Consider the following 14,428-nt stretch of genomic DNA (forward strand, 5'->3'; position numbering starts at 1 on the left):
ATTTACGAATATCTAATCTCTACAGTAAATCATCAAACAACTAATAACTATAGAATTTTTTTCATAGGCACGAATATTGCTACAAACAAAGTAATTAGTTGTTACGTACTGGAGTAAAAACAATGGATTTCGCATCTACATCAGAGCTGTATCCTGAAGACTACTGGTACCGTTCAGACGCTTACTTGAACATGGACTTAGAACTCGATCTTGTTCAAGTGATTCAACAACTACATGGAAGTTTAGATCCTAGGACAGTTTTTGCCTGTTTCGGCAAAATACTAGGACAACATTTGCCGGTTAAAGGATTGCAGTTGACCCTAGAAAAACAAAAGTTTGCCTGGGGACGTCATTACGGTATTGAACTGCAACGCACTATTGTAGATAAACAAGACCAATTTAACATGACTTACCAATTAGCCATGCCGCTAAGCAAAACGCAAACGACAACGTTAAACCGGTTAGAAGCGATATTGATCCAACCGCTAAGTAATGCGATCAAGTATCAAAACATGTCTAAGCAAGCCATGTTTGATTCACTGACGGGACTGGGTAATCGTTATTATTATACCCAAGCGATCAGTACAGCATTGGCACGTGCTAACCGTCACCAAGGTAAAGTGTCTTTAGTGGTAATCGATCTAGACAAGTTTAAACAACTTAATGATATCTATGGTCACAAAGCAGGTGATTATGTATTAGTTGAATTTGCCGAACTCATTAACGAAGCGATTCGTAATACCGACCAAGCATTTAGAATTGGCGGTGATGAGTTTGTTATTATTGCTCAAGGTGATGCTAAAGCTGCTGAAATTGTTTGCCAACGTATTATTGACATGATGCCAAAACATGCTCAATTAACCGAATACGATATACAATGCAGTTTGGGTATTGCAGAGGCGATACCAGAACAACATGCAGACAACTTGTATGATCGTGCCGATAAAGCCATGTATGCAGCCAAAGCTGCTGGGCGCAATTGTTATCGCATCTGCAATAAGTAACCTAAGTCGATTGGCCTTAAACGCAATGGTTGATTTGAATAGAAAACAATAAATACAAATCAAGTCAGCCTGTACATTTTTAGTCTTTGGTTGGTCAAACAGCTCAAATTAGCCCTAGCTTCATTTGGAATTAGGACTTTTTTTAAGACTGTAACTAATTTTCACCAAGAGTGTATAATTATTTAATTTACATTAAAATCATAACGTTACACCTAACAACAATGCCAACAAACATAAATTCAATTACATTGAATGCCAATTTCATTACACCATTCTAATGCCGCATTTCTTAACGCAGCTTGTTCAAAAGCGTACCAATTGTCTAATTGATTAAGCGATGCGAGCAGGCTCTTAAACTTTGAAAATGCTCCACTGCGATTGAATATCCCATAAACTAAGTCTAATTTTTCAGGACAATGTTCTGCAATAAATGCTATGGCGAGGGGTTTACCTAAATTGAAGTCTGCTTTGCTGGGTATACAAACAAATTTTGCATTTTCATACAAATCATTAGGCACAGGCGTATCGACTGGGTCATCGACATAGTGGATTTCACCTGTTTGTATGTTGATATATGCCTCGCTATCAAACGAGCCTGAAGCGCTAAATTCAATCGCCATTTCAATATCTTCTATCTTAACCTGCATATCAATCCTTTGGCTGATAACACGCCGTAAATTAGGGCTAATAATAAATTCATATAATAATCTTAAACGCTTGGCCAAATAATGAATACAATAAATTTATCCCGTAAATAACAGTCTGGTGTGGGGGAACGGCCACGACGCTGGTGGCAGTTGGTCACATTTTAAACACCCATTGCTACATAAATGAATTAACTAATTTACTTTTAGAGGCTCTAATTCAACTCTGAATTTGAGGACGTTGAAAAATAGCGTGATCCCAGACATGGATGTCTGGCTAGCTTTAATTTAACTGAAAAAGCTGTCAAGCAAAAGCCAACTGTTTTTTGTCCGTTTAAGTGCCTTGTTGAACGAAGCCGCTCTGCGGCAGAAAAGATAAAGCCCATCTTTCTCACCATCATAAATACTTACTAGACCCTGCCTACCTTGGCATTATCTAGGAGTATCACCATGGAAACTCATGAACAACAACGCTTTGATTTTCTTTATGAACAACATCTTACCAATTTAACTCTGCAAGGCAAGCGCCCTGCTACCATCGATGCGTACGGTCGCGCAGTTAGGCGCATTAGTGCTTATTTTGACTGTTGCCCTGATAACCTTTCAACCGATGATTTGAAGCGTTATTTTGCTGATTTAATTGCCTCTCACTCCTGGAGTACCGTAAAACTCGACCGTAATGGATTACAGTTTTTCTACCGGTATGTCCTTAATCAATCTTGGGAGTGGCTCAACATTGTTAAGCCGCCGCAGGTCAAACGCCTACCGGATATTCTAACCCCTGCCGAAGTCTCAATCGTCATTAGCCTCACCCATAAGCTGCGATATCAAGTGTGCTTTTTAACCTTATACAGTATGGGGTTGCGCCTCGGTGAAGCAATTTCATTGCAGGTTGGCGATATCGATTCAGCGTTGATGCAGGTGCATATTCGTGACGCCAAAGGCGGCAAGGATAGGTTAGTACCTTTACCGCAACGCACATTGTTAGCGCTGCGGTATTACTGGCAAACCCATCGCCATCCTCGGCATGTATTTCCCGGTAAAGACGGTAAACCAGACTCGCTGATGGACCGCGGTGGTATTCAAAAGGCCATGAAAAAAGTGATTTCTGAGTGCAACATTCACAAATCTATCAGTCCACATAATTTACGTCACAGCTATGCGACTCATTTGCTAGAGCAAGGGTTAGATTTACGCTCAGTACAGCACTTGCTCGGTCACAACAGCCTAAACACCACAGCAAGGTATACACGTCTCACTCAAATTACCCGTAAGAACACGGCCTTGTCGGTTAACCAGCTCACTAATAATTTGGTGTTGAAGTGGGAGTGTGACATATGAAGTTTATCGATATTTTACGTGACCATCTTGATGTGTTTAATCAAGCTTATAATGGCCAAATAACAACATCAATGCGCCATGCCATTAATGCCATGCTGAGCTGTCGCGCTCACACCCAAAGAGCTAGCCACTGGGCTTGTCAGGGGTGCACTCATACAGCAGATTTCCCGCTGTCATGTGGTCATCGCAGTTGTCCTCAATGTCAGTACAACACCACGGCAGATTGGTTAGCGAAGCAACAGGCTAAACTGTTACCTGTCGATTACTTTATGGTGACATTTACTTTGCCATATGAACTGCGTGTGGTGGCTAAATATCAACCGGAAGCACTCTATCCAGCCATGTTTTCAGTGGCTGCCAGTGTGCTCAAAGACTTTGCGCTTAACTCTCCAAAACTGGCCGGTGATATTGGTTTCACTGGCGTGCTGCATACTCACAGCCGGCGGCGAGATTTACATCCGCATATTCACTTTATTATTCCAGCGGGCAGTTTCAACAAAACCCAACAACACTGGAAAAAGAATAAGGGCAAATACCTGTTCAACGCTTTCAATTTAGCTAAAGTGTGGCGCGCACGTTTGCTGGAACAGTTGGCAAAACTGAAACTCAAACTGCCAACCTCACTGCCGAAAAAATGGGTGGTTGACTGCCAGCATGTGGGTAAAGGGTTGCCTGCACTGCAATATCTATCACGCTATCTTTATCGTGGTGTACTGCCTGACAAAAACATCAAAAGTGAAGCCGATGGGCTTGTCAGTTTTAAGTATAAAGACAGTCAAACTCAGTCTACAAAAGTACGAACCTTACCCGCCACAGAATTTCTCTGGTTGATGCTCCAGCATGTGTTGCCTAAAGGGTTACGACGAGTGAGAGACTATGGATTACTCAGAGGCAATGCCAAAAAACTCAGGCTACAAATACAACTGATGCTGGCGGTTGCTGGGGCTGTATTTCCAATCATTCCCGAGATAAAGCGCAGATTAGCAACGCGCCGTTGCCCCTGTTGTCTGCAACCAATGCGCTTTATGGGCATAGTGAAACGACCGACAAACTTAATACCCTGAACTTATGTTGAAAATGATAATAAGGATAATGGCTTAACTGAATACCGTGGAGGGTTAATTTAAGATACTGAAATATAGCGAGTTAACTAATTAGCAAGGAGGCTAAGGGAACTGGCTGTCTACTGAAAAGTAGCTAGCTAACAATCACATCAAACAGCGCGTTTTCTCGAGCTGTTAATTACATAATAAAGAGTCACATCTCACGTATTCGGGCTTGTTCAACACTTGGGATAAGGACGCGGCTTCGCGCGGCCTATCCTTATTTGTTATATGCAGCGGTGGTTGTAGCCTAACACTGCATGAATTTAAGTCGCCCGTAATATAAAAACCTGACCGTGAACTTTTACGCTACTCACTACTGCCAGAACAAAATTAATAGCGTTGCCACCTTTGAAAAAGGAATAAATGGCAATGCTTATTAGTGCAAACACCAAACCTTGTTTAGCGTAAAACAATGGTTAAAATCTCTTGCTCTAAAACATAATTACTAAGAGCATATAACGTCGTATTGAGGTGCAAGCTTGTCCCGAAGGGTTGGCGCTTCACTTGCATTTTTCTTGCAAGAGGAGTGACAAAAAGGTTGTCACTTCCAATACTTTGTTATGTGCCGCCCATTAACATATAATATGAGTATAGAAACAGTTACACAGAAGATTTTTGACTTAGAAATAATTTGTTGAAGCCGATAGGCTGAAATATGCAAACCAATTCATATTAAGCCTGTTTTCAATATTTAGAGGGTTCATTTGCTTCAGTTAAGTACCCGACTTTATTGTTTTTATTTTTAAATTTATCAAATTATTACAAGGAAAAAACTGATCAGAACCCATTAATTATAGCTTTAAATTCTTCGTGAACATAACAGCTTATTGAACGGCCAAATAAATTTAAAGTCGGCCGTTTAAGTTATTGATTAATATCATCCTACATTTACTATCTTATTGATGTAAAGCAGTTTTATTTAACGCCACTGACACATAAAAGCGAGCTTGCGCGTTAAAAGTGAACCCAATAATCGAAAATAAATTAAAAGACATTAATATCAATGCATTAGAGGGTTCGTGAATTATTACTCGTACTACTTTAGTTTACTTATCAACCGATTAAACTTAAAAATACGCAAAAAAACCATTACAACTGTTTTTATATACAGTACACACCACATAAAGGTGAGAGACTAGCTGCAACTGGATAGCTGTCCGACATTTGTAAGCCTGTTAAAATGCAGTCAGGAGCTGGGTGAAGCGCTACGACGTTAGTGGCCGCAGGCCATAAAAAAGAACAAATACCTGGATTCCGGCTCAAAAGCAAAGCTGGATAGTGTGTTACAGATAGACTTACGCTCATCTGCCGTGTACGAAGTACTTCGATGAAGTTGCCACAAAGTTAATCTTTATTCATTGCAACAGGGTCAGACTCATTCTTTTTCGCTGGCAGTTTTTGGATTGGCTGATTTCTAACGCACATTAAAGCGTCAGACATATACTGGCAACTGCCTATGTATAAATCCTGATGCCCACCTTCAAACTGGCAGTCATCTGAACGGGCTTTGTCATGGCATACGCTCACAGCCTTTTCATTGAGATGGCCTGAATGAGCCTGGGAAAAGCTTGCTATTAACATCAACAGACAAGTGACTATTACGGCTGGTAAACGCCTTTGCGACACTGAAATGGGCATGAATACTTGCGCTCCTATTACTTTCTTTCTGGCGGATGTCCGTCTCTAGGAGGCTTACCACCTTCTGGTGGACGGCCTCCATCTGGTGGTCTCCTGCTGACCGCCAGCGGGAATGACCGTTTCGCCATGCATGCAACCAATAAACATATTTTCACTCGGGCTTGCCGCATGGTAATGATAACCACGAGTATCATCCGTGATGCCACGGCATTCATCTAACGATTCCTCTTTTCCCTCAGAATTTCTCATAGCATAAATACCATAACCATCTGACGCATAACCGATAAGCGGTGCATGTCCATCACTGGTGGTCGTTGCCTGTTTATCGGTACAACCTGTGGTTGAATGATAATGATATCCTTGATGCGCATTAATGTGCCCCCCACAGTCATCAAACGCGGCAATGGTATAGCTCCCTAAAATAGCATTTACCGGTGCCGGGCCTGATAATTCTGCACCATCAAGCGCAATACCAACGGTATGCACCCGGCTAGATTGAAGCCGCTGGAATAGGCGTTGTGGGTATAAGGTAAGTAAGAGAGAAGTCATCATCAAGATAGGATAGTTCACACTCGATACAATTTTGTTTGTATTGCTCTGCAACATCTGGACGTGCTGCGCCTAAACAAGCTTCTTTGGTTGCGGTATAACGGACTTTATTAGTCTTGGTATCATAAACGAGCCATTTTTCATCACCATAATATTCACCCAGTTTTAAGATAAATTCACCAGTGATATCCACCAAATCGCCACTGCCCGTTTTACTGAACCACGCACCACCAACCTCGGCACCATCGGTAGTATTTCTTGGGCAAAAGGGATCAGGCTCTCGACCTGCTGGGGCGCCAGAGGTCGTAAACTCGTAACAGGTTGTTACCGTACCCTGCGCGGTTTCACACTCAACGATTTTAGGCGGTTGCGTAAATGCCCCCTCTGTAAACATTCCAAGATCGATTCCCGTGGTTTTTATTGTTGGTTCAATTTTATCGCCAGAGGAAAACTCACAACCGCTTAATAAAGTGAGGCTTAAAACCATAAGGCCTATCGATACGCTTGCTTTAGATTGCGTCATGAATGATTTCCTTTTCAATGAGTCACATTGATTTTTGAATTGCTCTGCGTTGTAATATAGCTGAACCCTATTAATGTAGTAAGTACTAATTTAACTATCAAAACTACAACACTGAATAAAAAGGAAGCTTTCGCCTCCTCTCTTTATCCAACTAGCTAACACTATTTACCGTCTTGTGCTCTGCGCTTTTTAAAGTCTGACTCTTCGAGCCATTTTGGCCAGTCGTTGTTGTTGGCAAGCTTTTCAATAATTTCACTGATTAAGCCGAGATCTTGCTCGACTCCGCCTAAATTCCAGCTGGCATCATAATCGTCAGCATCTTGATGATATTTATGAGCAATATAATCTGGGTCAGTATCACCTAGGCTCATAAACATTAACCCTGGAACCCCCTGTTGGGCTAAAGCAAAGTGGTCTGAACGGAACATAAGGCCGTTTTGTGGACGAGGATCTGCTTTGACTGTGCGCCCTTGTGCTTTGGCGGCATCATCTAAATAAGTCTCTAACTCTGAAACGCCCTGGCCGTAACGCAGTATGTAACTAACACCTTTGCCAACGTTCATGCCGTCTATGTTTAAAAATGATACTATTTGTTTAGTCGGGACAGGAGGATTGGCAGCAAAGTATTGCGCACCAATAAGGCCTGTTTCTTCTGCGGTAAAGGCTGTAAACAAAATAGAGCGTTTAGGGGCTTTATTTTGCGCTTTAAAATGTCGCGCTAACTGTAATACTCCAGCAACACCTGAGGCATTGTCGACAGCACCGTTATAAATGCGCGTCTTGCCATCTTGCACTGTTTTACCTAAATGATCCCAATGCGCATGCATAACAACCCATTCATCGGCTTGTGAACTGCCAGGTAAAATACCGGCTACGTTATAAGACGTGGCCAATTCGATTTGGTTTTTGAGGGTTAAATTGGCTTTAAGTTTAAGTGGTATCGCTTTAAAACCTGGCTTTGCGGCGGTGAGTTTTAGTCTGTCGTAATCAAGGCCTGCTGCGCTAAAGATTTTTTGTGCACCGTGATGTTGAACCCAACCCATGACACCGATGTGAGATTGATTTTTGTGGTTATCCACTAAGGTATATTTGGTATTGGTGTTGCTGTTTTCAACTACGTTCCAGCCGTAGGCTGCGGGTGCAGTTTCGTGCACAATAAACACCGCTTTGGCGCCCTGCCTTGCAGCTTCTTCGTATTTGTAGATCCAGCGGCCATAGTAGGTCATGGCGTTACCTTTAAACACGTTTGGATCTTGAGTGGCAAAGCCTGGGTCGTTAACTAACATGATGACCGTTTTGCCTTTCACATCAACATTAGCGTAATCGTTCCATTGGTATTCTGGGGCATTGATACCATAACCCACAAAAACAACGTCGCTGTTGTTTAATGACACTTGTGGCTGAATTTGTTCAGTGCGGGCGGTAAAATCGCTACCGTTATTTAGCACCACATCAGCAATGGTGAGCTGCATAGTTTGATCTGCAGTGATTTTAGCCATAGGCACAGCTTGGCGATAACTATCACCAAAACCAGGGGCAAGCCCCATCTCTTTGTAGGCTTTTTCTAAATATTCAACGGTCAGTGTCTCGCCTTGAGACAAGGCTCCACGACCTTCAAACTCATCACTGGCTAGTGTTTGCACATCTTGACGGTAGGTTTTTTCATCAAATTTAAATGGCGCGGCATTTGTGCTTTGTAATAAAAAAACACTACATAAAGCTATTAAACGAAAGGTATTCACGGACAACATCCTTTGTAAATATTTAGAAGGTGATTGTTACAATAGCTCAGTATTAGAGCAGACTTCGTCCTGCTAGAAACTTCGCGACGATAATGACCAGACTCACCAATATAGTCTGAAGCAATAATCAGTGCTAGCGCTTTTTTATCGTTATTCAACGGGTTGTCAAAAGCGGCAAGCTAAGACCTGGTTGGCCTGGCGCTGCCAGGTAACGTTTGTCTATCCACAATCCTATGGCGGCAACTAACACATCATCGTAAAAGATTAATGGGATTTGCTGACGGCACCATGGCGGAATTTGACACTCCTGCCAGAGCTTCTTAAGCTCTCGAGGTTTGGTACGTTGCGATGTGGCAAACTGTGGTTGACATTTAATTGAACCCGATGCGCCATATTTTATCGTAACTTGTACGTGAGTGGCTGGCAATGTAAGTAATGGTGTTGTTGATACTGAACCTTCTTGTGGTGCAAATTCAGCTTTATGCGACTGTATTTGCAAACTCACTGTCAGTTGTCCTACTTTGCCGTTAGCTTGATTTAACTCACCGGCAAACAACGCACGAATATCATTTTGCAGTCTTGTGGCATCCAAAGGCGCTAACGCTAGATTAGTTAACACATAAGCCACATTGGCAAAACGTTTAACTTGATAATCGCCCCATTGAATGGTCACGTTGGCATCGTCTTTTGCTTCGAGCAATTGTGATAGAATTTGCTGTAATTGCGATTGCGATGGCAGATTAACACCACAATGTTGTAAATACCCCCTAAACAGCAATGCTTGCCATGCAGGAGTTAATAGGCTCAACTGCGCCAGTTTAAACCCACTAGACTCAGTGATTAATCCATTGGTATCGGTGGGTAGCGTTAACCACTGGGGTAAGCGATGACTCACTTCATCATCAATCACTTGTTGTTGCTCTGCACACAATGCAGCGCTTCTTGCTGCTGTGGTGGCAATACTTGGCCAGCGTTGTTTTAGGCGGGGAATGATTTCTAGGCGTAAAAAGTTACGATCGTAACTGTCGTCTTGATTACTCTCATCTTCTATGTGGTTTAATTGATATTGGGCAGCAAATTGCTCTATTTGCTGACGGCTAATGGCTAACAGCGGCCTAAGCAACCAGGATTGCTTATATAATTGCGTTGGCGCCATAGCGCCCAGGCCTTTGAACCTGACCACGTTTTAATGCCAGCAATAAGGTTTCGAGTTGATCATCTTGATGGTGGGCGGTAAGAAAGATATCACCGGGATTCAAATAGCGCTCAAATGCTTGATAACGCGCATCACGTGCTTTGGCTTCTAAGCTTTCCCTTGTAGCCTTTTTCTACCTTAACCCGCTCCACTTGTACCGGAAGTTGGTAATGATTCGCACGACTAATACAATGCTCAACCCATACATTAGCATTAGGGCTTAAGCCGTGATGTACGTGAATAAGCAAACATGCAATGTGTGGATGTTTTTGAGCAAAGGCACTTAAGCCAAATGCCAAGACCTCAGAGTCAACCCCACCACTGTAAGCCAGTACTAACTTAGGCGCATGCTCATTTAACTGCACACCTTGTTGGAACAAAGGCAGCACGCTATTTTCTATTAAGGTTAATAGCTGTGCGGTTGTTATATTGTCTGACTTCAGCGTGGCATGAGCCATGATATTTGCCTAATTAAACGTAATTTTAACGTTATTTGAACCGAGCAATCGTTCAAGCGATAGCATTAACTCATCGCTTGGGTTTACTCGCCATTCATCACCTAAAGTAATCTTACCGCTGGCTTCTGGTTTAACATAATTGATCACCACTGGCACCGCGCCATTACGCCATGGAGTTAAGGTTTGTTCAAATGTATCTAACCACTCTGGGTTGACATCATTGCCTTGGACATTAATTTCAACCGATTTGGCAAAGTGGCTGCGAGCTTCACCAATTTCAATCACATTACGGGCATTCATGCGGTTGCCGCCAGAGAAATCATCAAAGCTGACATCACCTTCGCAAATTAAAATGCGATCTTTTTCAAGTAAATGTCCAAATTTTTCAAACGGCTCGGTAAATAGCATGATTTCGAGACGCGCACTTTTATCATCAAGGGTAACCAGACCCATTTTAGAACCACGCTTGGTGATCATCACTCGGGTTGCTACCACTAACCCGGCCGCTTTAACGGTTTTGCCCCGTTCGGTTGGATGAATGTCTTTTAAACGACCATTAGTGTATTGCTTAAGCTCTTTTAAATACTGGTTTATCGGGTGCCCAGTTAAGTAGAGCCCTAAGGTTTCGCGCTCGCCTTCTAACCAAACTTTATCAGGCCATGGCGTGCACTGAACAAAGTTTTGCTTGCTGTCTTCTGGCTCGCTATTAAGCAAACCAAACATATCATGCTGGCCTATCGCCTCTGCTTTGGCATGCTGGGCTGCTGCGCTAATGGCTTCTGGTAATGTTGCCATCATTGAGGCGCGATGCGTGCCTAGGGTGTCTAACGCCCCTGCTAGAATAAGTTTCTCGATGACGCGTTTGTTGAGCTTTTTTAAATCGACACGAGCACAGAAATCAAATAAATCGATAAAAGGACCGTCTTTACGTGCTTCTAAAATCGAATCAACTGGCCCTCGCCCACGCCTTTAATGGCGCCAATGCCATAAACAATATTAAGGTCGTCATCGACGGTAAACTTAAACAAGCCTTTGTTTACATCGGGCGGAATAAGCGGTAAGCCCATGCGTTCGCATTCATCGACTAAGGTGACGATTTTGTCTGTATTGTCCATGTCGGCAGACATTACCGCGGCCATAAACTGCGCCGGATAGTGGGTTTTAAGCCACAATGTTTGGTACGACACAAGGGCATATGCGGCCGAATGCGATTTATTAAAACCATACCCAGCAAACTTTTCTACCAGGTCGAAAATTTTCATCGACAGTTCGCCGTCGATGCCATTATTGATAGCGCCTTCTTTAAAGATGCCACGCTGTTTGGCCATTTCTTCAGGTTTTTTCTTACCCATTGCACGGCGGAGCATGTCCGCGCCACCAAGGGTATAACCAGACAATACCTGAGCAATCTGCATTACCTGCTCTTGGTACAAGATAATGCCGTAAGTAGGAGACAATAATTCTTTTAACGACTCGTGTTGATATTCAGAATCTGGGTAAGACACTTCTTCACGGCCGTGTTTACGTTCGATAAAGTTATCAACCATGCCCGATTGCAAAGTGCCTGGACGAAACAGTGCCACAAGTGCAATCATGTCTTCAAAACAGTCAGGTTGCAGGCGCTTAATAAGATCTTTCATGCCGCGAGATTCAAGCTGGAATACTGCAGTGGTCTCATAACGTTGTAGCAATCTAAAACAAGCTGGGTCGGTTAATGAAATAGCTTCAATACGCACAGGCTCTTTACCTTCTTTAACCAAGCGCGGATTAATCATCTGCAACGCCCAGTCAATAATGGTCAAGGTCCGTAATCCCAAGAAGTCGAACTTAACCAAACCCGCGGTTTCAACATCGTTTTTGTCGAACTGAGTAACCGGGTTTAAACCTTCTGCGTCGCAATATAATGGCGCAAAGTCAGTGATACGTGTGGGGGCAATCACCACACCACCGGCATGTTTACCCGCGTTACGGGTGACCCCTTCAAGGCGGCGACACATGTCGATAAGCTCTTTTACATCTTCATCAGCGGCGTAAGCCTCGGGTAGCGATGGCTCAACCTCAAAAGCCTTGGCCAATGTCATCCCAGGTTCTGCTGGGATCATTTTTGTTAAGCGTTCAACAAAACCGTATGGATGGCCTAATACTCGGCCAACATCGCGTACAACCGCTTTTGCCGCCATGGTGCCAAAGGTAATAATCTGTGATACCGCTTCTCTGCCATAGAGTTCGGCTACGTGGTCAATCACCTCGTCACGACGGTCCATACAAAAGTCGACGTCAAAGTCGGGCATTGAGACACGTTCAGGGTTTAAGAAACGTTCGAACAGTAAGTCATACTCTAGCGGATCAAGGTCGGTAATTTTAAGCGCATAAGCCACAAGTGAACCCGCCCCAGAACCACGGCCTGGCCGCGACAGGAATACCGTTATCTTTACCCCATTGAATAAACTCCATTACGATAAGGAAGTAACCCGGGAAGCCCATCTGGTTAATGACTTTGAGTTCAATTTCAAGGCGTTCGTCGTACTCACCACGTTTTTCAGCTCTTACCTGTGGATCAGGAAATAAAAACTCGAGTCGCTCTTCTAAGCCTTTTTCAGACACATCAACTAAAAAGTCTTCAATAGATAAATCGCCGGTGGGGAAGTTCGGTAAAAAGTACTCGTGTAATCGAATGGTGACATTACACCGTTTAGCGATTTCGACGGTATTTTGTATCGCCGAAGGGATATCGCTAAACAATTCGCACATCTCATCTTGACTGCGTAAATACTGTTGGTCGCTATAAGTTTTAGGACGACGAGGATCCACAAGGGTAAAACCGTCATGAATCGCCACGCGAATCTCGTGAGCTTCAAAGTCATCTTGCTTTAAAAACACCACTTGGTTAGTGGCAACTACCGGCAAACCTCTGCTTGATGCGAGCTCAACCGCCATGTGCAGGTAACGTTCTTCATCAGCCCGCCCTGTTCGGATTAATTCTAAATAATAGCGGTCGTTAAAGTGTTGCTGGTAAAAGCTCACTAAAGCATCAACCTGGTGTTGATTGCCTTTTAATAACGCCTTACCCACATCACCTTCTTTAGCTCCCGATAAAATAATTAAGCCACTGTTAAATTTAACCAGCCATTCTTGATCTATCACTACCCGGCCATCAATTTGACCACGCAAGTAAGCTTCACTGATTAATTGGGTAAGGTTTTGATAGCCTTCGTTGTCCATCGCTATAATAGTCAACGCGCAAAATTCTTTTTCAAAGCCTGGCGTTTGCACCCAAAAGTCTGCACCGACTATGGGTTTAATCCCAGCGCCATGGCAACCACCATAAAACTTTACGAGGCCGCAAAAGTTGTTTTGATCGGTTAACGCTATCGCCGCCATGTCGAGGCTTTCTGCCGCGGCAATAATGGGCTTAACTTTTGCGACGCCGTCAGACATCGAAAAATCACTGTGAACGCGTAAATGAACAAAACGAGGATCGGACATAGATTAATTATTCTTCGAAAAAGATGAATGTAATAACATGAAAAAGCGGAATTTAGACTATCAAACTAACCTACTTTCTCCAATGATTAAGTAGGTTATTGTCTTTAATATTAAGATTTATTCTGCAGTAAAATACGTTCAGCAACAGGTTTAAAGCTTTTACGATGCTCAGGCAACACGCCGTGCAATGCTAAAGCCTCAAAATGGGCTTTAGTTGGATAACCTTTGTGTTTAGCAAAGCCATATTGAGGATATTGGCTGTCTAAGATAGCCATTTCAGCATCGCGGGTCACTTTAGCTATTATAGATGCCGCACTAATGGCTGCGACTAAGCCGTCACCTTTAATCACGGCATGGCTAGCAATACCAAAGTCAGGTACACGATTACCGTCGACGAGCACGCGATGCGGCTGAATACTTAACCCGGCAACTGCACGTTGCATGGCTAACATGGTGGCATGCAATATATTCAGCTCATCAATTTCTGCCGGGCTAGCTCGGCCAACACTGACACTCAGTGCGTTGTCGATAATATCTTGATACAAGGCATTACGGCGTTTTTCGCTGAGCTTTTTAGAGTCATTTAAACCCGCAATAGATTTATTGGGGTCTAAAATCACTGCTGCAGTTACCACGTCGCCCACTAATGAGGCCGCGGCCAACCTCATCAACGCCTGCAACCACACCTTGTGATATCAAATTGACTTGTTCAGCTGTGATGTTTTTTATCACAACCGGCATA

Annotated in this window: 10 protein-coding genes and 3 pseudogenes; 3 read left to right on the forward strand and 10 right to left on the reverse strand. The window is 43.2% G+C overall.

Annotated features, from left to right (window positions below):
• Positions 1 to 122: 122 nt before the first annotated feature.
• A complete protein-coding gene (dgcS, locus tag N4T56_RS12370; protein ID WP_261733442.1) occupies positions 123 to 1,004 on the forward strand; it encodes a diguanylate cyclase DgcS in 882 nt (293 codons plus the stop codon).
• 239 nt (positions 1,005 to 1,243) lie between these two features.
• On the opposite strand, the gene N4T56_RS12375 is transcribed toward dgcS, so the two are convergent.
• Positions 1,244 to 1,651 (reverse strand): UPF0158 family protein, encoded by a 408-nt coding sequence (locus tag N4T56_RS12375; protein ID WP_261733443.1) that lies wholly within the window; start codon positions 1,649 to 1,651, stop codon positions 1,244 to 1,246.
• Positions 1,652 to 2,098: 447 nt separating this feature from the next.
• Between N4T56_RS12375 and N4T56_RS12380 the strand changes: the two genes are divergently transcribed.
• Positions 2,099 to 2,989 (forward strand): tyrosine-type recombinase/integrase, encoded by an 891-nt coding sequence (locus N4T56_RS12380; RefSeq protein WP_261733444.1) that lies wholly within the window; start codon positions 2,099 to 2,101, stop codon positions 2,987 to 2,989.
• Positions 2,986 to 4,053 (forward strand): IS91 family transposase, encoded by a 1,068-nt coding sequence (locus N4T56_RS12385; RefSeq protein ID WP_261733445.1) that lies wholly within the window; start codon positions 2,986 to 2,988, stop codon positions 4,051 to 4,053. Before N4T56_RS12380 ends, N4T56_RS12385 begins: the two co-directional genes overlap by 4 nt.
• Before the next feature lie 1,386 nt (positions 4,054 to 5,439).
• Here the strand turns inward: N4T56_RS12385 and N4T56_RS12390 are convergent.
• From N4T56_RS12390 to rnhB, 9 genes and pseudogenes are all read right to left on the reverse strand, one after another.
• Entirely contained in the window at positions 5,440 to 5,733 is a 294-nt protein-coding gene (locus N4T56_RS12390; protein ID WP_188959236.1) for a hypothetical protein, read from the reverse strand.
• Between the two features lie 54 nt (positions 5,734 to 5,787).
• Complete coding sequence (locus N4T56_RS12395; protein WP_261733446.1) at positions 5,788 to 6,219, reverse strand: YHYH protein; 432 nt, start codon at positions 6,217 to 6,219, stop codon at positions 5,788 to 5,790.
• Positions 6,220 to 6,223: 4 nt separating this feature from the next.
• On the reverse strand, positions 6,224 to 6,805 hold the full coding sequence (locus N4T56_RS12400; RefSeq protein ID WP_261733447.1) for a hypothetical protein: 582 nt from the start codon (positions 6,803 to 6,805) through the stop codon (positions 6,224 to 6,226).
• A gap of 161 nt (positions 6,806 to 6,966) precedes the next feature.
• Positions 6,967 to 8,556 (reverse strand): M28 family metallopeptidase, encoded by a 1,590-nt coding sequence (locus tag N4T56_RS12405; RefSeq protein WP_261733448.1) that lies wholly within the window; start codon positions 8,554 to 8,556, stop codon positions 6,967 to 6,969.
• Positions 8,557 to 8,701: 145 nt separating this feature from the next.
• On the reverse strand, positions 8,702 to 9,457 hold the full coding sequence (gene tilS, locus N4T56_RS12410) for a tRNA lysidine(34) synthetase TilS (protein ID WP_261734818.1): 756 nt from the start codon (positions 9,455 to 9,457) through the stop codon (positions 8,702 to 8,704).
• Positions 9,458 to 9,604: 147 nt separating this feature from the next.
• Positions 9,605 to 9,806, reverse strand: a pseudogene (locus N4T56_RS22790) (ATP-binding protein); the annotation flags it as partial.
• A 28-nt stretch (positions 9,807 to 9,834) separates the two neighbouring features.
• A complete protein-coding gene (locus N4T56_RS22795; protein WP_261733449.1) occupies positions 9,835 to 10,200 on the reverse strand; it encodes an ATP-binding protein in 366 nt (121 codons plus the stop codon).
• 9 nt (positions 10,201 to 10,209) lie between these two features.
• Positions 10,210 to 13,686 (reverse strand): annotated as a pseudogene (gene dnaE / locus N4T56_RS12425) (DNA polymerase III subunit alpha).
• A 110-nt stretch (positions 13,687 to 13,796) separates the two neighbouring features.
• Positions 13,797 to 14,427 (reverse strand): annotated as a pseudogene (gene rnhB, locus N4T56_RS12430) (ribonuclease HII).
• Position 14,428: the final 1 nt, after the last annotated feature.

The sequence above is a fragment of the Shewanella phaeophyticola genome, assembly GCF_025398315.1.
In the GTDB taxonomy this organism is placed as follows: domain Bacteria; phylum Pseudomonadota; class Gammaproteobacteria; order Enterobacterales; family Shewanellaceae; genus Shewanella; species Shewanella phaeophyticola.